The sequence below is a fragment of the Paenibacillus sp. FSL R5-0378 genome, from assembly GCF_038009285.1.
Lineage (GTDB): Bacteria > Bacillota > Bacilli > Paenibacillales > Paenibacillaceae > Paenibacillus_AQ > Paenibacillus_AQ favisporus.
On sequence record NZ_JBBPAY010000001.1, the window covers coordinates 3,148,314 to 3,172,563 of the forward strand.

The 24,250-nt window shown below is 55.3% G+C and carries 23 protein-coding genes; 19 read left to right on the forward strand and 4 right to left on the reverse strand.

What is annotated here, in order from left to right:
* Positions 1-76: 76 nt before the first annotated feature.
* From yicI to MKY74_RS14665, 7 genes are all read left to right on the forward strand, one after another.
* Entirely contained in the window at positions 77-2,398 is a 2,322-nt protein-coding gene (gene yicI / locus MKY74_RS14635) for an alpha-xylosidase (protein WP_076168437.1), read from the forward strand.
* A gap of 203 nt (positions 2,399-2,601) precedes the next feature.
* Positions 2,602-3,885 carry an MFS transporter gene (locus MKY74_RS14640; protein ID WP_076168435.1) on the forward strand — a complete coding sequence of 428 codons (1,284 nt, stop codon included), beginning with the start codon at positions 2,602-2,604 and terminating at the stop codon, positions 3,883-3,885.
* Between the two features lie 212 nt (positions 3,886-4,097).
* Positions 4,098-6,167 (forward strand): bifunctional aldolase/short-chain dehydrogenase, encoded by a 2,070-nt coding sequence (locus MKY74_RS14645; RefSeq protein ID WP_076168433.1) that lies wholly within the window; start codon positions 4,098-4,100, stop codon positions 6,165-6,167.
* A gap of 183 nt (positions 6,168-6,350) precedes the next feature.
* Complete coding sequence (locus MKY74_RS14650) at positions 6,351-7,100, forward strand: (Fe-S)-binding protein (protein ID WP_076168430.1); 750 nt, start codon at positions 6,351-6,353, stop codon at positions 7,098-7,100.
* Complete coding sequence (locus MKY74_RS14655) at positions 7,078-8,583, forward strand: LutB/LldF family L-lactate oxidation iron-sulfur protein (protein WP_076168428.1); 1,506 nt, start codon at positions 7,078-7,080, stop codon at positions 8,581-8,583. Before MKY74_RS14650 ends, MKY74_RS14655 begins: the two co-directional genes overlap by 23 nt.
* Entirely contained in the window at positions 8,580-9,311 is a 732-nt protein-coding gene (locus MKY74_RS14660; protein WP_076168426.1) for a LutC/YkgG family protein, read from the forward strand. The genes MKY74_RS14655 and MKY74_RS14660 overlap by 4 nt, the downstream gene beginning before the upstream one ends.
* Before the next feature lie 105 nt (positions 9,312-9,416).
* The gene (locus MKY74_RS14665; protein WP_076168424.1) at positions 9,417-10,199 is read left to right on the forward strand and encodes a DeoR/GlpR family DNA-binding transcription regulator; all 783 of its coding nucleotides are present in this window, start codon (positions 9,417-9,419) and stop codon (positions 10,197-10,199) included.
* Positions 10,200-10,407: 208 nt separating this feature from the next.
* On the opposite strand, the gene fsa is transcribed toward MKY74_RS14665, so the two are convergent.
* Positions 10,408-11,082, reverse strand: coding sequence for a fructose-6-phosphate aldolase (gene fsa, locus MKY74_RS14670; protein ID WP_076168422.1), 675 nt, complete (start codon positions 11,080-11,082; stop codon positions 10,408-10,410).
* 166 nt (positions 11,083-11,248) lie between these two features.
* Here fsa and MKY74_RS14675 point away from each other — a divergent pair, with 166 nt between their 5' ends.
* Positions 11,249-11,896 (forward strand): helix-turn-helix transcriptional regulator, encoded by a 648-nt coding sequence (locus tag MKY74_RS14675; RefSeq protein WP_076168420.1) that lies wholly within the window; start codon positions 11,249-11,251, stop codon positions 11,894-11,896.
* Between the two features lie 99 nt (positions 11,897-11,995).
* Here the strand turns inward: MKY74_RS14675 and MKY74_RS14680 are convergent, their stop codons facing one another.
* Together MKY74_RS14680 and MKY74_RS14685 are read right to left on the reverse strand one after the other, a co-directional pair.
* A complete protein-coding gene (locus MKY74_RS14680; RefSeq protein ID WP_076168418.1) occupies positions 11,996-13,873 on the reverse strand; it encodes an LTA synthase family protein in 1,878 nt (625 codons plus the stop codon).
* Positions 13,874-13,988: 115 nt separating this feature from the next.
* Complete coding sequence (locus MKY74_RS14685) at positions 13,989-14,591, reverse strand: TetR/AcrR family transcriptional regulator (RefSeq protein ID WP_076168416.1); 603 nt, start codon at positions 14,589-14,591, stop codon at positions 13,989-13,991.
* 219 nt (positions 14,592-14,810) lie between these two features.
* Here MKY74_RS14685 and MKY74_RS14690 point away from each other — a divergent pair, with 219 nt between their 5' ends.
* From MKY74_RS14690 to MKY74_RS14740, 11 genes are all read left to right on the forward strand, one after another.
* A complete protein-coding gene (locus tag MKY74_RS14690; RefSeq protein WP_076168414.1) occupies positions 14,811-15,698 on the forward strand; it encodes an ABC transporter ATP-binding protein in 888 nt (295 codons plus the stop codon).
* Positions 15,695-16,507 carry an ABC transporter permease subunit gene (locus MKY74_RS14695; protein WP_076168412.1) on the forward strand — a complete coding sequence of 271 codons (813 nt, stop codon included), beginning with the start codon at positions 15,695-15,697 and terminating at the stop codon, positions 16,505-16,507. Before MKY74_RS14690 ends, MKY74_RS14695 begins: the two co-directional genes overlap by 4 nt.
* 59 nt (positions 16,508-16,566) lie before the next feature.
* Entirely contained in the window at positions 16,567-17,313 is a 747-nt protein-coding gene (locus tag MKY74_RS14700) for a nucleotidyltransferase family protein (protein ID WP_076168410.1), read from the forward strand.
* Between the two features lie 55 nt (positions 17,314-17,368).
* A complete protein-coding gene (locus tag MKY74_RS14705; protein WP_076168408.1) occupies positions 17,369-18,115 on the forward strand; it encodes a GNAT family N-acetyltransferase in 747 nt (248 codons plus the stop codon).
* 105 nt (positions 18,116-18,220) lie between these two features.
* Positions 18,221-18,694, forward strand: coding sequence for a DinB family protein (locus tag MKY74_RS14710; RefSeq protein WP_076168406.1), 474 nt, complete (start codon positions 18,221-18,223; stop codon positions 18,692-18,694).
* Between the two features lie 248 nt (positions 18,695-18,942).
* On the forward strand, positions 18,943-19,893 hold the full coding sequence (locus tag MKY74_RS14715) for a GNAT family N-acetyltransferase (protein ID WP_076168404.1): 951 nt from the start codon (positions 18,943-18,945) through the stop codon (positions 19,891-19,893).
* A 334-nt stretch (positions 19,894-20,227) separates the two neighbouring features.
* Positions 20,228-21,145, forward strand: a complete 918-nt coding sequence (locus tag MKY74_RS14720) for an EamA family transporter (RefSeq protein ID WP_076169570.1) — start codon at positions 20,228-20,230, stop codon at positions 21,143-21,145.
* Positions 21,146-21,370: 225 nt separating this feature from the next.
* A complete protein-coding gene (locus MKY74_RS14725; RefSeq protein ID WP_076168402.1) occupies positions 21,371-21,895 on the forward strand; it encodes a GNAT family N-acetyltransferase in 525 nt (174 codons plus the stop codon).
* Positions 21,896-21,922: 27 nt separating this feature from the next.
* A complete protein-coding gene (locus MKY74_RS14730) occupies positions 21,923-22,360 on the forward strand; it encodes a hypothetical protein (protein ID WP_076168399.1) in 438 nt (145 codons plus the stop codon).
* Entirely contained in the window at positions 22,353-23,033 is a 681-nt protein-coding gene (locus MKY74_RS14735) for an HAD family hydrolase (protein ID WP_144025361.1), read from the forward strand. The genes MKY74_RS14730 and MKY74_RS14735 overlap by 8 nt, the downstream gene beginning before the upstream one ends.
* 27 nt (positions 23,034-23,060) lie before the next feature.
* On the forward strand, positions 23,061-23,963 hold the full coding sequence (locus tag MKY74_RS14740) for a GNAT family N-acetyltransferase (protein ID WP_076168397.1): 903 nt from the start codon (positions 23,061-23,063) through the stop codon (positions 23,961-23,963).
* Here MKY74_RS14740 and MKY74_RS14745 read toward each other — a convergent pair whose 3' ends face one another.
* Complete coding sequence (locus MKY74_RS14745; protein ID WP_076168395.1) at positions 23,964-24,161, reverse strand: hypothetical protein; 198 nt, start codon at positions 24,159-24,161, stop codon at positions 23,964-23,966.
* Positions 24,162-24,250: the final 89 nt, after the last annotated feature.

The window sequence follows — 24,250 nt, forward strand, 5'->3', positions numbered from 1 at the left end:
TTTGGTCAAAATAGCGTAAGAAATCTCTTCATTAGATCAATATTATTATAGTATAAACTCTAGGAGGGACGAAACCATGAAATTCACGGACGGTTACTGGTTGATCCGGGAAGGCTATAACGTACAAAACCCTGCGGATATCCGCGATATTACCCATACAAGCGACTCCATGACGGTTTTCGCGGCGACGAAAATCATTGCGACCAAGGGCGACACGCTGAACGGTACGCTGCTCAAGGCCGACTTCAGCTCCCCGATGCCGGATGTGATCCGCGTTAAGCTGTTTCATCATAAAGGAAAAGTAAACAAAGGTCCTGCGTTCGAATTGTTCCCAAGCGATACCGATGTGCAAATTTCGGTGGATGAAGAGACCGCGGTGCTGACCAGCGGCCAGCTGACCGTGCAGGTCAACCGCAAGCAGGGCTGGAACATCGATTTCAACTATGCCGGCAAGCGGATTACCGGCAGCGGCTGGAGAGCGCCTGCGTATATCCAGGATCCGGATAAAAAAGCGTACTACCGCGAGCAGCTTGACCTGGGCGTCGGTGAGTACATATACGGCCTTGGCGAACGCTTCACCCCGTTTGTAAAGAACGGCCAAGTGGTGGAAATCTGGAACGAGGACGGCGGCACGAGCAGCGAGCAGTCGTACAAGAACATTCCTTTTTACCTGTCGAGCAAAGGCTACGGCGTGTTCGTCAACCATCCGGAGAAGGTATCCTACGAGATCGCTTCTGAAAACGTATCCAGAGTGCAGTTCAGCGTCGAAGGCGAATATCTGGAGTACTTCATCATCGGCGGCGCCACGCCGAAGGACGTGCTGGACAACTACACGAAGCTGACGGGCAAGCCTGCGCTTCCGCCGGCCTGGACGTTCGGATTATGGCTGACGACATCCTTTACGACGGATTACGATGAAGCGACCGTCAACCATTTCGTGGACGGCATGGCCGAACGCGATCTGCCGCTCTCCGTCTTCCACTTCGACTGCTTCTGGATGAAGGAGTACCAGTGGTGCGACTTTGAGTGGGACAAGGATATGTTCCCGGATCCGGAAGGCATGCTGAGACGGCTGAAAGACAAGGGGCTCAAAATCTGCGCATGGATCAATCCATATATCGCGGAAAAATCGTACCTGTTCGATGAAGGCATGGAGAACGGTTACCTGGTGAAAACGCCGGACGGTTCCGTATGGCAGTGGGATTTGTGGCAGGCCGGCATGGGCCTGGTGGACTTCACGAATCCCGATGCGGTGAAATGGTACAAGAGCAAGCTCGAAGTGCTGATCGACCAGGGCGTCGACTGCTTCAAAACCGACTTCGGCGAAAGAATTCCGACCAATGTCGTTTATTTCGACGGATCCGATCCGGTGAAAATGCACAACTACTATACCTTCCTGTACAACAAGGCGGTATTTGAAGTGCTGGAGGACAAGCTGGGTAAAGGGGAAGCCGCTTTGTTCGCCCGTTCGGCCACGGTCGGCGGCCAGCAGTTCCCGGTTCACTGGGGCGGCGACTGCTCCGCGACGTACGAATCGATGGCGGAGACGGTCCGCGGCGGCCTGTCGCTCGGCCTGTCCGGCTTCGGCTTCTGGAGCCATGACATCAGCGGCTTCGAAAATACGGCTCCGCCGGATATTTACAAGCGCTGGGTGCAGTTCGGCCTGCTCTCGTCCCACAGCCGCCTGCACGGCAGCACATCGTACCGGGTGCCTTGGCTGTTTGACGAAGAGGCGGTCGACGTGGTGCGCAAGTTCACAAAGCTGAAATGCAGCATCATGCCTTACCTCTACAACTCGGCGGTGGAATCCACGGAACGCGGCCTGCCGATGATGAGAGCCATGGTGCTGGAGTATCCGCAGGATCCGACCTGCTTCACGCTGGATACGCAGTACATGCTGGGCGATTCGATTCTGGTGGCGCCGATCTTCAATAAAGAAGGCGACGTTCAATACTACCTGCCGGAAGGCAAGTGGACGAACTACCTGACAGGCGAGGTGCTGGAAGGTAACCGGTGGTACAGCGAGAATCACGGATACATGACCCTGCCGATGATGATTAAGCCGAACACCCTCCTTGCGGTGGGTAAAGAAGACAGCAGACCGGACTACGACTATGCCGACGGCGTCTCGCTGCATCTGTTCGAGCTCGGCGACGGCGCTTCGGCGCAGGCCGACATCGTGAATACGCTGGCCGAACAAGAGCTCAGCGTAACCGCATCCCGCAGCGGCAATGTCATCGAAGTGAAGGCCACCGGGGCCGGCAAGCCTTGGACGCTCGTGCTCCGCGGTATCGGCGAAGTGGCGTCCGTAGATCAGGGCATGGCGGCAAGCGGCGAACACGGTGCAGTCATTACACCTGCGGCCGGCGCTTCTTCCGTCACAATCACATTAAAGTAACGGGCTGCTGAGGCAGATTAGGAATAGAACCGGACCGCAGATGGCTGCGGTCCGGTTTTTTAGAGATCAGAGCAATAGCCGTGTTTTAAGCCGAATCGAGGAGATGTAATTACCAAGCCTGAACTGGGAGCGCATGCATATCCGTGACTGAAAAGAACCACAATAAAACATGATTTATCATCGAACGTAAAGGTGGTTTTGTCATGGAAGACAAAAAATGGGATCTGGTGGCACTTGCCTCGATACCGCTCATTATGACGCTTGGCAACTCCATGTTAATTCCCATTTTGCCCGAGATATCGCAAAAGCTGCACGTCAGCGCCTTTCAGGTCAGCATGCTGATCACAGTGTTTGGCGTTGTGGCGATCGTGCTGATTCCGATTGCGGGTTATTTATCAGACCGGTTCGGACGCAAAACCGTCATTATCCCCAGCTTGATGATTGCCGCGGCGGGAGGAGCGATATCGGGGGCGGCCGCCTGGTGGACGGACGGAGCCACCGCTTACTGGATCATTCTTGGTGGCAGATTCCTGCAGGGTATCGGTGCAGCGGGTGCTTTCCCGATCGTGCTTCCGCTTGTAGGCGATATGTTTGATGATGAAGACGATGTCAGCAAAAGCTTGGGGATCATCGAAACTTCGAATACGTTCGGCAAAGTGGTCAGTCCGATCCTTGGATCCGCACTGGCTCTGATGGTTTGGTTTTTACCTTTTCTCGCGATCCCTGTTCTCTGCATCATTTCATTGATCATGGTCGCTTTTTTAGTGAAAACGCCTAAGAAGAAAAACGAAAACAAAACGTCAATCAAGGAATTTCTGTCTGACACGAAGGATATTTTGCGTGAAAAAGGACGCTGGCTGTATGCCATTTTCGCGATTGGCGGGATCAGTATGTTTATTACGTTCGGCGTGCTGTTTTTTTTATCGGAGACGCTGGAAACCAAATACGGCATGCACGGAATCGTTAAAGGCCTCGTGCTGGCGATTCCGCTCGCAGTGTTGTGTCTGTGCTCGTTTATCGCCGGTAAGGTCATCGGCAAAAACAAAAAGCGTATGAAATGGACCGGTTTTGCAGGCATGGCGCTGCTGACGGCCGGACTCGTTATTGCCGGATTCAGCAGCCAGATTACGTTTCTCCTGATCTTTTTCTCGGTCTGTGGAGCGGGCATCGGCACCACCCTTCCCTGCATGGACGCACTGATCACCGAAGGGATTGAGGAAAAGCAGCGCGGAACGATCACTTCTCTATACAGCAGTATGAGGTATATCGGGGTATCTCTCGGCCCTCCGGTAGTATCCCTGCTCATGAAGAGCACCCACTGGATCCTGTTTGGTACGATGGCTGTCGTAGCGGCGATTGGCGTTCTGCTGACCCTGCTGGCCGTGAAGCCGAAGGAAAACAGCAGCAAGCCGGAGGATTCGGGCCGCAGCTCCCGAAGCAAGGGGCGGCGCGGAATCGGGTTGAGCAGACGGGTTGGTGCCCGCTGAGGGAGATCTTGGAATAACAAATGAATATGGATGATGCCTGGCCCAATGAACGCGGCAGGTTCGGAAAATGTTTGCATTTTTCGGATCTGCTGCGTTTTTATTTGTTTTTTGATGAAAAAGGGGTATAAAAACAAAACAAGGTCTGCTATAATCAAACCAATACAAATACAAACAAACAAAAACAAAAGAACTTATTGGAGGTTATCCTTATCATGGTACAAAATCGATGGAATTCCGATGAAGCTTCCCGGCAGAAAGCCGGCGTCGACCAGCTGGTGTACCGGTCCAACCTGATCGGCAGCGACCGCAGTGTCTGCAACTGGGGCGGTGGCAACACGTCGCTAAAGACGGTGGAGCAGGACTTTCGCGGCCGTGATGTAGAGGTCATGTGGGTAAAAGGGAGCGGTTCGGACCTGGCGACGATGAAAGCGCAGCATTTTACCGGCCTGCGGCTTGAGGATATTCGTCCGCTGATGGAGCGTGATGAAATGTCGGATGAGGAGATGGTGGCTTACCTGTCCCACTGCATGATCGACAGCAAGCATCCGAGAGCGTCGATCGAGACGCTGCTGCATGCCTTCCTTCCGTATCCGCACGTCGACCATACCCACCCGGATGCGATTATCAGCTTGTGCTGCGCGGATAACGGCAAAGAAATCGCCCAAGAAATCTACGGGGATACGTTCGTATGGGTACCGTATATCCGTCCCGGGTTTACGCTGTCCAAAATGATCGCCGAAGGCGTCCGGAACAATCCGAATGCCCAGCTGGTGCTGATGGAGAAGCACGGTCTGGTGACATGGGGCCAGACGTCCGAGGAATCCTACAACCAGACGATCGCCATGATCCAAAAAGCGGAAGCGTATATTGCCGCAAAAGTACAGGAAGAGAAGGTGTTTGGCGGGCAAAAGACGGCGGCGCTGGCGCCTGAGAAGCGCAAAGCCCTTCTGGCCGAAGTGCTGCCTGTGATCCGCGGCGCGGTCAGCGACAGCAAAAAAATGATCGTCACCTACGACGATGCCGAAGACGTGCTGCAGTTCGTCAACAGCCGTGATGCGAAGGAGCTCTCCCAGGTGGGAGCGGCCTGCCCGGATCACCTGGTTCACACGAAGCGGGTTCCGCTGTATATCGACTGGGATCCGGCTAACGGCGATGCCGATTCCCTCAAAGCGGCTGTGCGTCAAGGCGTCGAAGCCTATAAGGAAGAGTACAAGGCCTATTTTGAACGGAACAAAAATGAGGGCGATGTTATGTCCGAGGCGGCTCCGCGCGTCATCCTCATTCCGGGGATCGGCATGGTCAACACCGGGAAGAGCCTGGATATGGCGGGGGTCAGCGGCGCTCTGTACCACCGGGCGATCGCGGTCATGAAAGGTTCTACGGCCTTGGGACAATTCGTATCCTTAAGCGAGAACGAATCCTACAACGTGGAATATTGGCCGCTTGAGCTTTACAAGCTGTCCCTGGCTCCGGCGGAAGCGGAATTCTCCCGGAAGGTCGCCTTTATTACCGGCGGCGCAGGCGGCATCGGCAGCGAAACGGCGCGCCGCTTCGTGTCGGAAGGAGCTCACGTCGTCCTGGCCGACCTGAACCTGGAAGGCGCGGAGAAGGTGGCCACCGAGATCAATGCCAAATACGGCGAAGGCCGGGCCAAGGCAGTCAAGATGGACGTAACCCAGGAGGACATGGTCAGGGACGCATTGGCCGAAACGGCTTTGACCTACGGCGGCGTGGACATCATCGTCAACAATGCCGGGCTTGCCACTTCGAGTCCGTTTGACGAAACTTCCCTGAAGGAATGGAATCTGAACATGAACGTCCTCGGCACGGGCTACTTCCTGGTAGCCAGAGAAGCGTTCAAGCAGATGAAGGAGCAGGGGATCGGCGGCAGCATGGTGTTTGTCGGCTCGAAAAATTCGGTGTATGCCGGCAAGAATGTGACGGCCTACAGCTCCGTCAAGGCGCTGGAAGCCCACCTGGCCCGCTGCATCGCGGCTGAGGGTGGAGAATACGGCATCCGTGTCAACACGATTTTACCGGATGCGATCCTGCAGGGATCGGCCATCTGGAACTCCAACTGGCGGAACGAGCGGGCTGCGGCCTACGGCATCGAACCGGATCAGCTGGAAGAGCATTACCGCAAGAGAACGACGCTGCTGGTCAACATTTATCCGAAGGACGTGGCCGAAGGGATTGCCTACTTCGCTTCCTCCAAGTCGGAGAAGACGACCGGCTGCATGCTGACGATCGACGGCGGCGTACCGGCGGCATTTACCCGGTAGGCAGTCGGTCTTACAGGGGAATCTGGCGGAGATTGCACGTCTGATAGAAGGGAGCAGGTACCAGCTGAACAGGCATGTTTGGCGGGAGCCGCTCCCTCTCTTGCCATAACACACGGCAGACACCGGCTCGCTGCCGGCGCTCTGCCAGACTTTGAAGGTTAACCGCAAAGGAGGTATTACACCGTGAAGGTTTCGCTATTCATTACCTGCATCAGCGACGCGCTGTTTCCGCCCATCGGCGAAGCGATGGCCCGCCTGCTGGCGCGGTACGGCGTCCGGCTCGATTTTCCGCAGGTGCAGACCTGCTGCGGCCAGCCGGCCTTTAACAGCGGCTATTGGGATGAAGCCAGAGCCTCGGCGCGGACGATTTTGGAAGCGTTTGACGACAGCGATTTTGTGATCGCCCCTTCGGGCTCCTGCACCGGTATGATCCATCATTATTACCCCAAGCTGTTTGAACATGAGCCTCAGCTTCAGGAAAAAGCGCTGGCGCTGAAGGAGAAGACGTACGAGTTCACCCAATTTCTCGTTCAGGTGCTGGGCGTGACGGATGTGGGGGCCGTTTTTCCCCATAGAGTTACTTATCATCCATCCTGCCACGGCTCCCGGCTGCTCGGCATCAAAGACGAACCGATGCAACTGATGGCCAGCGTCCAAGGCATGGAGCTGATTCCGCTCCCTTATGCGGAAGACTGCTGCGGCTTCGGCGGAACGTTCGCCATCAAGATGAGCGACATCTCGGGCGCGATGGTCGAAGAGAAAACCCAGCACGTGCTGGAGACGGAGGCCGAGGTGCTGGTCGGGCTGGACATGGGCTGCCTGCTGAACATCGGCGGCAATCTGCATTATCAGGGCAAGCCGGTCCGGGTCATGCATCTGGCGGAACTGCTGTATGAGGGAGTGAAGCACCGTGAGCAAACCGCAGGGGTCTAGCGTAAAGGAGCGGGCGGAGACCGCACTGAAGGACGAATTTCTCGTTAACGCCGTCAAGTTTACGACCGAAAAGCTGAAAAACGGCAAGAAGGTAGCGACGGCGGAACACGGCAACTGGGAGGAATGGAGGGAGAGGGGAAGGCAGATCCGGGCCCATACGATCGCCCACCTCGACTACTATTTGAACGAGTTTGTGGATAATGCCCGGGCGCAGGGAGTACATGTGCATTTTGCTCCCGAGGCGAAGGACGCCGCCCGAATCGCGGTGGAAATTGCCAAGCACAAGCAGGCCAAGTCGGTCGTCAAGTCCAAATCGATGGTGTCCGAGGAAGTGCACATCAACGAAGCGTTTGAGGGCATCGGCATCGAATCGATTGAAAGCGACCTGGGCGAGTACATCATCCAGCTGGCGAATGAACCGCCATCCCATATCATTATCCCGGCCATACACAAAAACCGGTATCAAATCGCCGAGCTGCTGTCGAAGGAAGCGGGAGAGACGCTGGCACCGGACACGAAAATTTTGGCGGGATTTGCGCGGCGGAAGCTCCGCGACAAGTTTCTGGAAGCCGATATCGGGCTAACCGGGGCCAACTTCGGCATTGCCGAAAGCGGATCGATCGTCATTTTTGAAAACGAGGGCAACGCCCGCATGGTGAGCACGGTGCCGAAAACGCAAATTACGCTGATGGGGATGGAGCGGCTTATTCCGACCTGGGATGACCTCGAAGTGATGGCGACGCTCCTGCCGCGCTCGGCGACCGGACAGAAGCTGACCGTGTACATGTCGGGCATCACGGGGCCGCGCCGGACGGCGGATGGAGACGGCCCGGAGGAGATGCATATCATCATCGTCGACAACGGCCGCTCGCTGCAGCTTGGGGATCCGGATTTCCAGGAGCTCTTGAACTGCATCCGGTGCGGAGCATGCCTGAACGCCTGCCCGGTGTACCGCCATATCGGGGGGCATTCGTACCCCGGAACGTACAGCGGGCCGATCGGTGCGGTACTTACGCCGGCGCTGAACAAGAATACCGAGGAGTGGCAGGACATCGCTAACGCCTCCAGTCTATGCGGCGCCTGCTATGAAGCCTGTCCGGTCAAAATTCCGCTGCACGACATGCTTGTCTATTTGCGCAACCGGAAGGTCGAGAGGGGTTATACCGCAGCCGGCGAAAAGCTGGCGATGAAAGGCTTCAAGATGCTGATGAAAAGCTCGGGCCGCTTTAAGCAGGCGGTGAAGCTCGGGCAGACGGGCCAAAAGCTGCTGGTCCGGGACGGATATATCCGTTCTCAATTCGGCCCGCTCAAGGGCTGGACGGCGTACCGGCACATTCCGGCGCTGCCTAGCAGATCGTTCCGGGAACGCTGGCCGCAGCTGGACGCCGAGGTCGGGGCCAGCCTCCCGCCGATGCCGGAAGCGATGAAGTCCCGCATGGAGAGCATCGTCGCCGGCCGGAAGGAAAGGGGGATGAAACGATGAGCACACCCGATCCGGCATTTTTGGAGAAAATGGAGCAGCAATCCCGGGAGCAGCAGAAGCGGTTCATCGGCCATATCGCCAGCCGTCTCGGTCGAGGGGGCGATTCTGAATCCCGCAAGCCGGAGCATCCGTATCGGGGCGCACCGGATTTTTGGAACCGCTACGAGCTGACGCATGAAGAGCGGATCGAGCGCTTTATGGGGAACTGGCGTGCCGCCGGTGGCCATACCGAGCGGGTGGCCGGCTGGGAGGAGCTGTCCGGCGTCGTGACCCGCATCCTGCAGGAGCACGGGGCACAGTCAACGATTCGCCAGGACCTTCCGGAGCTGGCCGGGCTCCGGCTGGAACAGCATTTACCGGAGCTTGCACACCGGGTGTGGAACGGGCAGGATCCGGACGCCTCCCTGGCCGCCGCGGCCTATACGGATGCCGGGATCGCGCTTGTTGATGACGCCGTGGCGTATACCGGCTCACTCGTGGTCACATCATCGGCGGAGAAGGGACGGTCGGTGTCCCTCCTGCCTAATCTGCTGATCGCCATCGTCCCGGCGGAGCGCATGAAGACGCGGCTCGGCGAGGTTATGGGCCGCCTGTCCCGCAGCGCCGGGGAGGGGCTGCCGGCTGGGGTGCACTTTATCTCGGGGCCGAGCCGCTCCTCGGACATCGAGAACGACCTGACCATCGGCGTTCACGGGCCGGGGATCGCTTACGCTTTGATTGTCGGATAATCCGATTCGGGAATGTCCCCGCTCATAAGGGCATGGGGATGACACGTTGTCCGGGAACGGGCAAATCTATATAATGGGTGTACGATAGAACGAAAGAGGGAAGCTATGTTAGTTGCGGAACGTTATGATACCATCGTGCGGCTGGTTAATGAGCGCGGCAGCATCCGGGTGTCGGAGTTGAGCGAGTTGTGCGGCGTGACCGAAGAGACGATCCGCCGCGATCTGGACCGGCTGGAGCAGCAGGGCAAGCTGCGGCGGAGCCACGGCGGCGCCGTCAGCGTCAAGGAGACCCAGGCGGAGACCCCGTATTTCGAGCGGGAGGTCATCCATCAGGACGAGAAGAGGCGAATTGCCGAAGAGGCGGTGCGGCGGATCGAGCCGCGGGACCGCATCGCCCTGGATGCCAGCTCGACAGCGTGGTATATGGCTTCGATCCTGCCGGACATTCCTTTGACCGTAGTTACCAATTCCATCAAGGTTGCCCTGGAGCTGTCCTCCAAGGAGAAGATCGAGGTCATATCGACGGGCGGCATGCTGGCAGCCCATTCCTTGTCTTACGTCGGCCCGCTCGCCGAACGCGGCCTGGAATCCTATTATGTGGATAAGGCGTTTATTTCCTGTAAAGGCGTGCACTTGGACCGCGGAATCAGCGAATCCAACGAGCTGCAGGCGATGGTCAAGCACCGGATGATCCGGCAGGCGAAGACGGTGTACATCCTGGCCGACGCGAGCAAAATCGGCGTGCAGGCTTTCACCCATCTGGCCGATTGGGCCGAGGTGGACGTGCTGATCACCGACGGCCATGTTGACGGGAAGGACGCATCGCTGCTCCGGGAGAAATCGATCGAGCTGATTATTGCGGGGCAGACAGATAGCGCTTCAGGATAGTCCGTACCACCGCCCGATCACCAATAGGAGCAGTAAGAACCCTCCCGCAGTGCTGGCTTCCAGCGATTGTGGGAGGGTTTGATTTTGATAAAGAAAAAAGAAGCAGCTGAGATAATGGCGGCGAAAATTTCACAAGACTCCTACGTTAAAAGCAGCCCTGCCGGGAAACTCCCAGCCGGGCTGCTTTTATAAGTGTGCTGTTCGAACGTTACTCGCCGGCCTTCGCCTGGCTTTTGGCCGCTTGCGGCACTTTCTCCCAGTCGGCCAGGAAACGCTCGATCCCGCTGTCGGTCAGCGGATGCTTCCACAGAGACGGCAGCAGCGAGCCCGGAATGGTCGCGATGTGGGCGCCGGCGATGGCCGCGTCCTCCACATGCTTGATGTTGCGGATGCTGGCCGCGATGATTTCGGACGTCATGCCGTAGTTTTCGAGGATTTGCTTCAGCTCGCGAATCAGCTTCATGCCCTCGACCCCGATATCGTCCAGGCGTCCGACGAACGGGCTGACGTACGTAGCCCCGGCCTTGGCGGCCATCAGGCCCTGTGCGGCGGAAAAGATCAGCGTCACATTCGTTTTAATGCCCTTTTTGGTCAGCTCATGACATGCATACAAGCCGTCTTCGGTCATCGGCACCTTGATGACGACGTTTGGCGCCCATTCAGCAATCTCGTACGCTTCCTTCAGCATGTCCTCGGCTTTGGTGCCGATGACTTCGGCGCTGACCGGGCCGGAGACGATGCTGCAAATCTCCTGAATGACCTCTTTGAAGTCCCGGCCTTCTTTGGCGATCAGGGAAGGGTTGGTCGTTACCCCGTCCACCAGTCCCAGGCGGGAGATCCGTTTGATTTCGTCGATGTTGCCCGTATCCAGGAAAAACTTCATATCACTGATTCCTCCTTCGGTTATGAAAAGATATGGCTATCGGTTAAAATAAAATTTATAATAGTGTGTATCATAACTGATTTATGACACAATAATTATTTAAACCATGCTGCCCGTGATATAACAATGAAATTGCAGCTTCAGGTGATTTTTCTCAAAGGAGAGGATTCCCATTCAACTAACTCCGAGACAGCTGGATATCGTGGAACTTGTGCGGGAGCATGCGCCCGTTACAGGCGATCAGATCGCTGAGATGATCGGCCTCAGCCGCCCGACCCTGCGCGCGGACCTGTCCCTGCTCACGATGCTGGGCTTGATCAGCGCCAAGCCGAAGGTGGGGTATTTTCCCGCCGAAACGCCAAGCTCCCAAGGTGAGTTTGAACAAAGATTGCAGCAAATATACGTGAAGGATATATACAGCACTCCCGTGACCATCTCCGAGCATGCGACGGCCTATGATGCCGTAGTGCAGCTGCTGTGTGAGAATACGGGCACGCTGATGGTGACCGGAGAGTCCGGTGAGCTGAAAGGGGTCGTCTCCCGCAAGGACGTGCTGAAGCTGACGATGGGGCATGCGGATTTGAGTACGATTCCCGTCGGTCTGGCGATGACCCGCCGGGCGCACATGGCGGCCCTGACGCCTGAGGAGACCGTGCTGGATGCGGCCGACAAGCTGGTGAAGCATCAGGTGAACTGCCTGCCCGTCGTTTCCGGCGAGGGAGACAGCATGATGGTCGGCCGGGTCACCAAAACGGATATTTTGCGCGTATTGATCGATCTCGCGGGTAAAGGCGGTTCGCCCGCCCCGAATTAACGGGTCTCTTGAACACATAACTACAAGACACAACAACTAAAAAAGCCGGCTGCTCCCATCCCGTATGGAATGGAAGCAGCCGGCTTTTGCCATGGGCCGTTACCGTCTTGGAAGCAGCCTTACGTATTCGTCCGACAGCTTCATCAGGTTCAAAATATAGTCGTAATCCTTCCGGTATTTCGAGAAGTCGGCGACAGGCTGCATCGTTTTCAGGGAGATGGCGGTGCCATCCTCAAAGCTTTTGCCCGGCACAAACAAAATGTCATTGTTGAAGAAGGAGCCTGTCGGCAAATAATACCGCATACCGACGACGTTCTTGTCGATGTTGAGCAAGTCGTGGCCAAATGTGGTAAAATGCTTGTCCTTGAGCGAAATGCCCAGCAGGTTCGCCAGCGTCGGCATGATGTCGAGCTGACCGCCGACCTGGTCGACGACCTTGCCCTGTTTTCCAGGAATATGCATGATCAGCGGGATGTTGAAGCGGGTAATCCGCTGGTCATAGGTGATGCCGAGCGCCTGCTTGATGACCTCCGGATCGTTGTCCTGCGGCTGAAGCCCGAAATGGTCGCCGTAAATGACAAGCACGGTATCGTCCCACATGCCTTTTGCTTTCAGACCGTCGATCAGGGTACCGATTGCATAGTCCGTGTAATTCACAGCCGTCAGGTAGTCCCCCAACTGGGTTCCCTGGATGGAATCGGGGACCTTGATTTTTTTGCGGTCCTCCGGCACCTTGAACGGAAAATGGCTGGAAGCCGTGACGAACTGGGCGTAAAACGGCTTACCCTGCTCATGCAGCTCGGACAGCTTGTCCAGACCGACCCGGTACAGCTCCTCGTCCGAAGCGCCAAAATCGTTGAAGTGATCGTTTTTGTACGACTTTTTGTCGTAATAATTCGTAAAGTTCAGCGCCGGGTAAAGCTGGTCTCGGTCCCAGAATTTCACGTCGTTAACGTGAAACGTATCGGCCGTGTAACCGAGCTGCCCGAGCAGACGTGGCATGCTCGGGAGCTCCCGGTCGCCGAAGCCGCTCGACATCGCAACGGTGCCGGTCGGGTAGATCGACGTATTGCTCATAAATTCGGCGTCTGACGTATTGCCTTGCCCGATCTGCTGGAAGACATGCGGAAAGTACAGGCCGCCGTCAGCCAGTTGGTTCAGCACGGGGGTCAGTTCCTGGCCGCCCGTCGACAAATGGATCGGGAAGTTCTGGAACGCCTCCATTTGAATGACGATGACGTTTTTGCCTTTGGCAGCTCCAAACATCGCCGGTTTGTCTTGTGCAGTCCCACTTGCGTACGGGTATGACTGCTCGGCCTGGCTGACCTTTTGCACGGTCTCGTCCAGATTGCCGGAGGCGATCATGCTGTTCTCCTCGCTGGCGCGGATCCCGGCAGCGACCTGGTAATCCAGGAAGCCGAGATGCTCTGCCTGCATCAGCTCATTGGTGATGGAGCGGTCCGCATGAATGTACAGCGCCGAGACGATCAGGCCGATGACGCCGAGGGCTGCCGGCCAAATTTTACGAAGCCGCGTGCGCAGCGAAAACCGGAGCGGTAACCAGCGGCCGATCAGCCAGAAGAGCGCGACGATCACGACGTCGGCAAAAAATAAATAGTTCTCCGTTTCGATCGTTGACTGAACGCTTTCCTTGATCTGCAGCACCTGCTTCAGCTCGGACAGCGCCGTATAGGTCGGCACCGAATTGAAATGCTGAAAATACAGCGCCGAGGCAAACATGAGAATCGAGAAAATGGCGTTAAAAATCCAATAGACCCATCCCTTCGCTTTCGCGGGGGTAATCAGCTCAATGATGCACAGCAGCACCAGCAGCGCAGCGGCGTCAGCGGTGATCCGGCTCCACAGAATATCATGGAAGAAAAAGTACCGGAGGAGCAGCAGCTTGAGCAGCAGGACGACGAAAACGGCGATAAAGGGCGTCTTCGGTCTGGAATAAGTGGAACGGAAGTCGATCATACCTGCTCCTTTCTGTTTCATTACAGTGTTCGTTGGTATTTACAAGTATAGTCATGTTAAACCCGATTTTACATACCGCGAACACTAAATTAACACAAAAAGGGCGCGCTGTTAATCATTTTTGGTATTGCGGACCACAAATACCATAAAAGAACACATGAATCATATCCTCTGTAAACGCCTCGGGATCCTCACTCTGATTGACCAGATCCAGCATTTTTTCGTACTGCTCCGTCATCATGCCTACATAAAGAAGCACCATTTGGACGGACACTTTTTCTGAAATTTCTCCGCGCTGCTTGCCCTTCTGCACAAAATTGGTGATCAAGGGAATGGCACGTTCCTCATACTGCTGCTGGATAAACCGGTTGATTTCCGGGTCGGCTTCGATCAGCTGCTTGAGTGCGGATGGGGTGAAGGGCAGTTTTAACCGGCTTTTTTGAAAAATAATGTATTCGATTTTTTCCTTCAGCGGCGCATCGCCCGTCAGCACGCGCTCATACTCCTCCATCAGCATGGCGACAAATTCCTTAAACACTTCGCGGAGCAGCGCTTCTTTGCTGCCAAAATAGTTGTAAATGGTGACCTGCGACACTTCCGCCTTGGCTGCGATATCCTTAATGCGGATTTGCCGGGGTTCCCATTCGCCCAGCATTTCCAATACCGTTTGTTTGATCTTTTGTTTAATCTGCACTGCCCGCTTCTCAAATCCATTCATTTCTTTCGAACCATCCTAACTATTTTAAAATAGGTCATCGGCTTGATCGAATGAACGAAGAATATCGGTTCTCGCCGGTTCGATCCAATTAATGAAATTATACCACAAAAATATTTCATAAAATGTATTGACGATGGAAAGCGGCAGGCGTATGATCCGATTATGAAATATCGGAACAAGAATATTTCATAAATTTAAATATGCATTGGAGGCGCTGGCATGCTGAGCGTTGAACATGTAACTAAAATTTTTCCGAACGGGAGAGGCATCCGGGACGTGACCTTTTCGGTCCGCCGCGGCGAGGTGTTCGGTTTTCTGGGACCGAATGGAGCCGGCAAATCGACGACGATCCGGCATATCATGGGCTTTTTGAAGCCGGATCAAGGCTCCGTAAAGGTATGCGGCTGCGACACGTGGAAGGAACAGGGACGGTTTCAAAAATATATCGGCTACCTTCCCGGCGAAATCGCGTTTATCGAGGGGATGACCGGCAAAGCGTTTCTGGATTTTATGGCAGGCATGCAGGGCGGCGTCGATCCGGTTTGGCGCGACGAGCTCATCCGCCGGCTGCAGTTTGACGTCCGGACGCCGATCCGGAAAATGTCCAAGGGAATGAAGCAGAAGGTCGGGATCGTTGCCGCCTTCATGCACCGGCCGGAGGTCATTATCCTGGATGAGCCGACGTCAGGGCTGGATCCGCTCATGCAAAAAGTGTTCATCGAGCTCGTGCTGGAGGAGAAGGCAAGGGGGACGACCTTCCTGATGTCCTCGCATAATTTTCCGGAAATCGAACGGACCTGCGATAGGGCAGCGATCATCAAGGACGGCGTGATTATTGCGGTCAAGGATATCCATGAGCTGCAGTCGATGCAGCGCAAGCTGTTCGAAGTGACGTTTGAGACGGAGCAGGAGCTGGACGATTTCATGAAATGCGGCCTGATGATCGATTCCCGGGAAGGAAACCGCGTGCGGGTGGCCGTTCAGGGCGACGTGGACCGGTTTATCCGCGAAACCGCCCGCTTTCACGTCCGCAATATCGATGTGTTCACGCAGAACCTGGAGGACATTTTTATGGATTATTACGATCGGGAGGGTCAAACGCCATGAATATGCCGCTGTACAGACAAATGCTTGCGATTAACCTCAAAATGTTCATGAATTATGCCGTCGGATCGGCCTTTTATATATTGTTGATGTTTTGGATTTATCCGGGAATCGCCAAAAACAGCAGCAGCTTGAATTCGCTGATCGATGGGATGCCGGAGGGCTTGGGCAAGGCGTTCGGCCTGGAAAACGGCTTCAGCAGCATCGGCGCGTTTATATCCGGTGAGTATTACGGCCTGTTGTATCTGCTGATTCTGTCCATCTTCTGCATTCTCGTATCCACGCAGCTGATCGCCAAGCTTGTCGACCAGGGCTCGATGGCGTACCTGTTGTCGGCGCCCACCACCCGCACGAAGGTAGCCCTAACCCAGGCGGCCGTGCTGCTCTCCGGGCTGGTGCTGATTTGCGCGGTCACGACACTGGCTGGGTTTGCCGGGTACGCCTGGTTTATCGGGGATCTGGGGGATTTCGACGGCACCGGCTTTGTGCTGCTGAATGCAGGCGCCCTGCTGCTGTTCTTCTGCATCGGAGGCATTTCTTACTTGATTTCCGCCTGCTGCAATGACGAGAAGCGGGCGCTGACGCTCTCGGGCGTGATCATCATCGGATTTTTCAGCCTGAACCTGATCGGCAAAATCAGCGGGCAGCTCAGCTGGATGCGGCATATTTCGGTCTTTTCCTTATTTGATCCCGGCGAGATCGTCGGCAAAACGGCGGATTGGCCGGTGTCTATCGCGGTTCTGGCCGGCCTGGGCGCGGTAGCCTTCGCCGCCGGCATGATTATTTTCCGGAAAAGAAGCCTGCCGCTGTAAATCAAGCTATACTAGGGGGAGCAGGTATACCGATCAAGAGACCGATCAAGGAGGTCACGATGAAAGCACTCATATTGGCGGCTGGCTACGCCACGAGGCTGTACCCGCTGACGCGGGATGTGCCCAAAGCCCTGCTCCCCCTCGGGCCCGGCACCATTCTCGATCATATCGTCCGCAAAGTGGAGCGGGTCAGCGGCATTTCGGAAATCGTACTGGTCAGCAACCACAGGTTTGCCTCCGCGTTTCGGGGATGGGCTGAGTCGCGCGAATGTAGCGTACCGGTGCGCGTGCTCGACGATGGTTCCACACATGAAGGGAACCGGCTCGGAGCGGTCGGCGACATGGCGTTTGCCGTAAAGGAAATGGGAATGGAAGAAGACCTTCTGGTTATGGCCGGGGACAACGTGTTTACGTTCGATCTGCAGGAGTATGTTGACTTTTATTACAAACGGCGGCGCGACTGCATCCTCGTTCAGCGGATGGAGCACAAGGAGGACTTGCAGCGGGTCGGCGTCGTCCAGCTTGATGAGGGGGACACCGTCCTGTCTTTCGAGGAAAAGCCGGTGCATCCCCGGACGAATCTCGGCGTGCTCGCCGTGTACATTTACCGCAAAGACACGCTTCCTCTCATTGACGAATATCTGAATGAAGGGAATCAGCCGGATGCCCCGGGATATTTCCCTGAGTGGCTGTGCCAGCGCAAGGAGATGGCCGCATACCGGGCACGGGGAACGAGTTATGACATCGGGACGCCGGAGGCTTACCGAAAGGTGACGGAGAACTATACAACTCTGTTTGGGAATTGAATATTTATGAGTATACATGTATATTTATTCCAATGATGCTGAAGGAGCGATATACATGTATAAATTTTTGGAGGAAATCACGATCAACACGTGGCCGGCCAAGTATTCCGCTCAGATGAACGGTTGGCTGGTCCGCTATGCAGACGGATACACGAAGCGGGCGAATTCGGTCAGTCCGATTTACCTGAACCCGGGCTGCGATGTGGAAGGCAGCATCGCCGCCGCCGAACGGTTTTACAGGGATGCCGGTCAGCCGGTCATTTTCAAGATGACTCCTTATGTTATGCCGTCCGATCTGGATGAACGTCTCGCCGGGCGGGGATATGTTCAGGTGGACCTATCCAGCGTGCGGATTCTGGATCTTCAGCGAGAAACGGCACCGGCGGCTGACCCCGGGCTTCATGTCGTGTTCCGGGACCGGCTGGATACCGGCTGGCTCGAGCAAATGTCCCTCATGAACGGAATACCGGGCAACGGACAATCGGTCCTGGCGCACACGCTGGCCTCCACTCCGCTCAAGCAGGGATTTTTCCTGTTACAGCAAGGGAGTGAGACGGTAGCCGCCGGACTCGGCGTCATTCAAGAGGGATGGCTGGGCCTGTACGATATCGTGACACATCCTGATTTCCGGGAGCGGGGGTTTGGATTCCAGCTGATCCAGCGCATGCTGGCATGGGGCCGGGAGCAGGGCGCGCATTCGTCGTTTCTTCAGGTCGTTCAGGCCAATGAGGCGGCATGCCGGTTATACGACAAGCTTGGTTATCGCCATGTTTATTCCTATTGGTACAGAGTGCTTAAATAATGGAATTAGGCGAATGTTCGTTCTTGTTTCAAATGCCATTCCCGGGTATCATAGAGTGGCATGGCCAGCGCCATGACAGATTGACTTGGATTGGGAGAGATGAGGATGAACGACATGCCGGAGAAACTTGCGCCGATGTGCGAACTGATCGATGAGGTGAAGGCACTGGCGGATATTCCGGAAGATCAGTGGACGGGAGCGATTGCCGAAGGCAAGTGGTCGCCGCAGGAAATCATCGGGCACATGATGCTGTGGGACAAGCATTTCCTGGAGCACGCGATCCGGCCGATGGCGGCCAAAGAACCGATGGATATGCCAAAGGTGGAGCTTGACGAATTCAACCGGAAAGCGGCCGCGTATGCGCGCAGCCAAGGGCGCCAGGAGCTGATCGATCAGACGGTGCACTGGCGGGAGCAGATCATCGGAGAGCTGAAGCGGATACCTGAAGAAGAGTATGCCACCGAATACAGTACCGGAAGCGGCAAGCTGTCCGTAGACGAGTATCTTGCCGATTTTTACTGGCATGACCGCCATCATATGAATCAGATCCACCATTACATAGCAAACGGACACAAATAGAACAGCTCTCCTAACAAGAGGACCGTAACGAGGTAAAAATTACTTCGGGCGGTCTTTTTTTAATCAACCTATATTGGGTAGGAAGGAGAAACGTGATGAGCAGCATCATGAATGAGAAGGTCTAAAAATACAGCATGGGGTAACGTTTAAGCTCCGGGGAATTTCTCCGGGCTGATCTGGCATGAAATCGGATGACCGGACCGTAGACTAATAGAAAATCTATCTGTCTGAGCCCAAGGAGGTCTGGCATGAACAGAGAGGACCGGCTGGAAGCAAGCCCACATGGGGGAACGCCTGAATCCGTAAGTATTCGCGAAGCCGAGCCGGCAGAATGGGAGTGGTACCTGCGCATATATGATAAACAGATGGCTGCAGGGATCAAGCTGCCGCTTCATACCGATTCACTTCTGCCTGCGGGCTTCATGCCTTATTGGCTGAAAAAAAACGGAAAGGTGATCGGCGGTGCTGCTCTTTCGGGCAGTGCGATCCGGGATTTGTTCACGATTCCTCCCCATCAGGTGGATCACCGATTCATCCTTGCTGTCGTCGAGGCGATCCGGGAGACGGAAGCAGGAGGGGGAACGCGTACGATCCGCGCCTATGAAGTCTTTGCGGATCAGGAAGATGCCTATATGCGGGCAGGCTTTTTCCCGGCACCCCATAGGCATCGCTGGATGCAGCGGCCAACGGCCGAATATGATTCCCACGGAAACGGCGGATCAGCTTTTCAATCCGTAGAAATCCAACATGAGGGCGGAGAACGCAGGCTCGTGCTTGAACGGGAGATCGGATTGTTTTTGTTCAAGCATGCATGGCATGAAGAGGGCAGTAAGCTGGAGGAAGCTTCTTTTGCTGACGTGCTGTCCAAGCTCAGGCTCGATGCTGCGCATATGACAGAGGAAACAACAACGGCTTCAAGCCTGTTGTACGATACGTCGACCCGCGCATTGATCGGGGTCTGTATCATTGGGATGCTGGCGGGCTGTCCCACGATTCAGGAGCTCACCGTCATGAAGGCTTACAGAGGCCGTGGGCTGGCGACCCAGATGGTGCAAAAAGCGCTGACGATGTTAAAAAAACAGGGGCTGCCGCTGCTGCGGATTCGTGCCATGCATGGACACCCCCATGAGTCCTTGTGCTTTCAACTTGGATTTATGCCTGGTCCTCTGTTTATTTCGACCATGACCATGTATGGTTGAGAAGCCGCAACCAGCGCATCTGGAAGCAAAGCATGGGGAACTGGGAAGGAGCGTCCGGCATATTTTCCATAACTTGATCGGGCCATCTGCTTTATCCTGCTACCGTAACTCATTGACGCTCACAGCATAATGATTTAGAATTTCTTTTCGAAAGGTTCAGTTCAACATTTCTACATCAAGTTCGTGCAGCATCCGCTTTTAAACTCCGATTCGTTCGCGAGTGGCGAAATTTTAACGAAGACTTCGTAGTGTCATCGGTTTCGTTCGCCCCCTGTCCTAACCGACAGGGGGCTTTTGGTTGTTGCGCGGGTACTGGCATCAGGAGGTTATCCATTTGAACAAGCTCAAATACTCGCTACTCATACTGATCGGTGCATGCAGCTACGGCGTGCTTTCCTCCATTATGAAGGTCGGCATGAAGGAAGGTTTTACAGTCAGCCAAATGCTTGGCGGCCAATATATTTTCGGTTGGTCATTGCTGCTGGTGCTGATGCTTATTTTTTCCCGGAAAAAGATTGCGCCGAAGCAGTGGCTTGCATTGCTGGCGGTCGGAATTACCATGAGCGGCACGTCGGTCTTTTACGGCAAGGCCGTTGAGCGGCTGCCCGCATCGATTGCCGTTGTGCTGCTGTTCCAGTTCACATGGATCGGCGTATTAATGGAAGCTGCCGCGGATCGTCGCATTCCAAGCCGCAGCAAGATCATTTCGATCGTGATTTTGATCCTGGGGACCCTGCTCGCTGGAGGCGTCATCGGCGAAAGTACCGGACCGCTGGACACTAGAGGCGTCATATACGGTCTGCTGTCCGCTTTTACGTTTGCGCTATATATGTTTGTCAGCGGACGCGTCGGAACGACGGTTCCTGCCTTTAATAAAAGCTTCTTCATGACCACGGGCTCGGGCGTCATCGTATTGTCCGTCTTTTCTCCCGCCTTTTTGTGGGATGGGGCTTTAGTCGCCGGATTATGGAAATACGGTCTGATTCTTGGCATTCTAGGCATCTTGATCCCGGTGCTCTTTTTCGCGATCGGTATGCCGAAGGTGGGCTCCGGCACGGGGGCGATCCTGGGAGCTGCCGAATTGCCTGCGGCGGTCGTCGCTTCCGTCCTGCTGGTTCACGAGCATGTGAGCAGTCTGCAGTGGCTCGGGATCGTGCTTATTTTCATCGGCATCGCCATCCCGCAAATCCGCTTTTCAAGGAAGCAAAGCCCGCCGATGTATGAACGACCGGAAAGCGCCGCACATCTTTAGCTTTTTGACGAGCCGCGAGATTAAGCATTACGGTACAGGGTAATGTAAACATGTAGACATCTCTTCTTATTTTAGCCTCGGCGCGTAGCCGCAGGCTGTTTTTTTTGTATAATGGAATCAGTAAGAAGGGGGTTGATTTGCAATTATTCATGCAATGACTGCATTTTCTGTTTAGGGTAATCAAAGAGAGCTTCGATTTCATTAAAAATATGGAGGTCATTTCTTATGATTATCAGACAAATGCATGTGAACGAGGCGGACAAGATCCGCCAAATCGACCGGTCCGAACAGATTGACCGGATTTACAAAATGAACGGCGGGCAGCTTGAAACCGTTCCGATGGGACATGAATGTCCGACCTGGGATGAGGAACACACAGATGAAATGGTCAACCGATTCCGGCGTGAGCTGGAACAGGGAGGCACGGCATACGGGGCGTTCGACGGCGAAGTGCTCGCGGGCTTTGGCGTGCTCGGACACCGGTTTAGAGGCCGCAACCAAGACCAGCTGCAGGTGGATCTGATGTATGTCAGCCGGCCATACCGGAGACAAGGGCTGGCTACCCGGATCATGAACGAGCTGAGCCGCGTGGCCAAGGAGCGCGGAGCGAGCTATTTATACATATCCTCGACGGAAACGGAATCGGCGGTCGGCTTCTACCGTGCCAACGGCGGAAATCTCACCGAGGAAGTGGATGAGGAGCTGTATCAGCAGGAGCCGGAAGACATTCATATGCTCAAGAAGCTGTAAGACAGAGGAAATAGAGGTGAACGGGCTGTGTTCGTGTATTTTGCATTCGGAATAGGTATTCTCATCATGATCGGGGCGGGCGTGCTCGCTTGGAAAAATTCCAAAATCATCGCGGAACAGAAGAAGCAGCCTGGCCCCAGACCGATTCACTACACCTATACGGTGCAGGTGACAAGCCGCTTAGATGAAGAGGAGAACAGCCGCTTCACCCCGATCTATCGAATTTCGTATGAGGATCCTCAAGGAACGATGTATGCGTACTTAAGCAGGGTAACCGGGGAAAGGGAGCTGAAGCTGTCCGAAGCAACCGGCATCATGGAGACTAAGCTGGCGGACGTGCTCACGAAGGGCCGACTCAAGGCGGCGTCTCCTGTCATGGAAGCGGTCATCGGCGAAGAGGAGAAGGAGGCTGTCGCCCGTTTGGACCACAAGTTAAACGCGTCAGGGGGGCTGATCAGTGGATGACTTGACAAAGCGGCCGATTCGGGCGGTGTTGTTTGATTTCGACGGCACGCTGGCGGATACGCTGCCCTTGTCTTTTTACGCGTTTCAGGAAGTATTCCGCAAGTATACCGCGCAGGAGTACAGCAACGAAGAGATCATGGCCTGGTTTGGACCGACAGAGGAAGGCATTATCAGCCAGGTTTTGAAATCTCACGAGTCACTGCCGGAAGCTATTGACGACTACTATCGGATCTACGACGCATATCACGACCGGATGCTCTCGCTTTCGGAAGAAATCCGCGGCATGCTGAACCGGCTGCAGGACATGTCCATTCCGATGGGCATCATCACAGGCAAAAGCCGCAGATCGCTCGACATTTCTTCGGCAAAGCTCGCTATGGGGTCTTATTTCACCGTAGGCTTTGCCGGGGATGAGCTTACCCGTCCCAAGCCGGATCGGGAAGGCATCGACCGGGCGTTGACCGTGCTCGGCGTAATGCCGGAAGATACGCTGTTTATCGGGGACAGCAACGCCGATATGGCAGCCGGGCGGGCGGCAGGCACCCGGATCGGCGGTGCAATGTGGTTTGAAACGATTCAGAGCAGCAATCTTCTTCCGGCTCCCGATTATCGGTTCACCTCACCGCTTCAAGTGGCGGAGCTGATCGGCAGATTAAATCAGGGCAAAGGATAAAATCAAGTGGCGAAGGAGGGAAGGCGAATGCACGTCGTTCAATTTCAGGATCCGGAAGCATTTTTGGAGCATACGGAGCCGGTGCTGCTTGAGAATGAACTGCTGAACAATCTTCCGCTTGGCATTCTGTACCGGTTGGTAAGCACGATGAAAGAAGAAGGCGGCATTCCGCGGCATGGGGAGGGAAGCAGCCGGCTGTTTCTGGCGACGGTTCAAAGCGGAGAGCAGCCCCTGCTCATACTCATCCAGACGCAGTCGCATCTGATTCTGTACGCAAGCGATGAAGTCGGCGGCCCGGAACAGCTTCGGGCTTGCTGCTGCGAGGCGGTGGACTATATCATCCGTCAGGGAGAGGTATCCCAGATCCCCAGCATTATCGGGTTAACGTCAACCTCTCAAATGTTTGCGGAGGTGTGGCGCGACAAGACCGGCATTTCCTACCATGTCGGAATGAATCAGCGGATATACCGCTGTACGAATGTTAACCCTATTTCTGAAAGCGGAGGACATTTGAGGGAAGCCGGACCTGACGATATACCGCTCATCACGAAATGGGTGCTGGACTTCAGCCGCGAAGCGCTGGAGCCGATCCCGCAGGAGGACGCCGAGCGGATTGCCAGAAGGGGAGTCAGCTTGTCTTCCCTCTATATTTGGGATGATGGGGGACCGGTCTCCATGGTCCAAAAATCGCGCCCGACCCAACGCGGTATCGTGGTCACGCTGGTTTACACGCCTCCTGAGCTGCGCGGCAGGGGTTATGCAAGCTCATCCGTAGCCGAACTGACCCGGCGGCTCCTAAGCAGTGATTACGAGTTCACCTGCCTGTACACGGATCTCAGCAATCCGGTGTCCAACCATATTTACATGAATATCGGCTACGAGCCGGCGGCGGATTCCATCGTGTATGTATTCGACCGGACGGGCGAATAGTTACATATGATAGCTGCCTGTGGGTTCGTTTAAGACCCATTCCAGCATGGTCAGCATGTCTTCGATGCGGAGCAGCTGGGCAGACAGCGAAGCGTGGACCGGCGTGTCCGGTTCAGCCGATTCGATGCGGGAGAGCAGCGACTTTTTTTGCATCAGCAGTTCGTTCATTTTGGATTTAACCTGGTTTTCGGTTCTCATTGTTATACCTCCATGTGCAGTTGTTGCGGTACCATGATGATTATACCAGTCTTGAAGGGCAGGTCCATAACCGAATCGGCCCGTCCACT

What these genes read in the sequence shown, in the direction of transcription:
- MKY74_RS14745 (WP_076168395.1), bottom strand. Translation starts at nt 24,161, where the DNA reads ATGAGAACCGAAAACCAGGTTAAATCCAAAATGAACGAACTGCTGATG.
- MKY74_RS14695 (WP_076168412.1), top strand. Translation starts at nt 15,695, where the DNA reads ATGAATATGCCGCTGTACAGACAAATGCTTGCGATTAACCTCAAAATG.
- fsa (WP_076168422.1), bottom strand. Translation starts at nt 11,082, where the DNA reads ATGAAGTTTTTCCTGGATACGGGCAACATCGACGAAATCAAACGGATC.
- MKY74_RS14680 (WP_076168418.1), bottom strand. Translation starts at nt 13,873, where the DNA reads ATGATCGACTTCCGTTCCACTTATTCCAGACCGAAGACGCCCTTTATC.
- MKY74_RS14665 (WP_076168424.1), top strand. Translation starts at nt 9,417, where the DNA reads ATGTTAGTTGCGGAACGTTATGATACCATCGTGCGGCTGGTTAATGAG.
- MKY74_RS14715 (WP_076168404.1), top strand. Translation starts at nt 18,943, where the DNA reads ATGAACAGAGAGGACCGGCTGGAAGCAAGCCCACATGGGGGAACGCCT.
- MKY74_RS14685 (WP_076168416.1), bottom strand. Translation starts at nt 14,591, where the DNA reads ATGAATGGATTTGAGAAGCGGGCAGTGCAGATTAAACAAAAGATCAAA.
- MKY74_RS14645 (WP_076168433.1), top strand. Translation starts at nt 4,098, where the DNA reads ATGGTACAAAATCGATGGAATTCCGATGAAGCTTCCCGGCAGAAAGCC.
- MKY74_RS14725 (WP_076168402.1), top strand. Translation starts at nt 21,371, where the DNA reads ATGATTATCAGACAAATGCATGTGAACGAGGCGGACAAGATCCGCCAA.
- MKY74_RS14690 (WP_076168414.1), top strand. Translation starts at nt 14,811, where the DNA reads ATGCTGAGCGTTGAACATGTAACTAAAATTTTTCCGAACGGGAGAGGC.
- MKY74_RS14700 (WP_076168410.1), top strand. Translation starts at nt 16,567, where the DNA reads ATGAAAGCACTCATATTGGCGGCTGGCTACGCCACGAGGCTGTACCCG.
- MKY74_RS14705 (WP_076168408.1), top strand. Translation starts at nt 17,369, where the DNA reads ATGTATAAATTTTTGGAGGAAATCACGATCAACACGTGGCCGGCCAAG.
- MKY74_RS14710 (WP_076168406.1), top strand. Translation starts at nt 18,221, where the DNA reads ATGAACGACATGCCGGAGAAACTTGCGCCGATGTGCGAACTGATCGAT.
- MKY74_RS14640 (WP_076168435.1), top strand. Translation starts at nt 2,602, where the DNA reads ATGGAAGACAAAAAATGGGATCTGGTGGCACTTGCCTCGATACCGCTC.
- yicI (WP_076168437.1), top strand. Translation starts at nt 77, where the DNA reads ATGAAATTCACGGACGGTTACTGGTTGATCCGGGAAGGCTATAACGTA.
- MKY74_RS14740 (WP_076168397.1), top strand. Translation starts at nt 23,061, where the DNA reads ATGCACGTCGTTCAATTTCAGGATCCGGAAGCATTTTTGGAGCATACG.
- MKY74_RS14660 (WP_076168426.1), top strand. Translation starts at nt 8,580, where the DNA reads ATGAGCACACCCGATCCGGCATTTTTGGAGAAAATGGAGCAGCAATCC.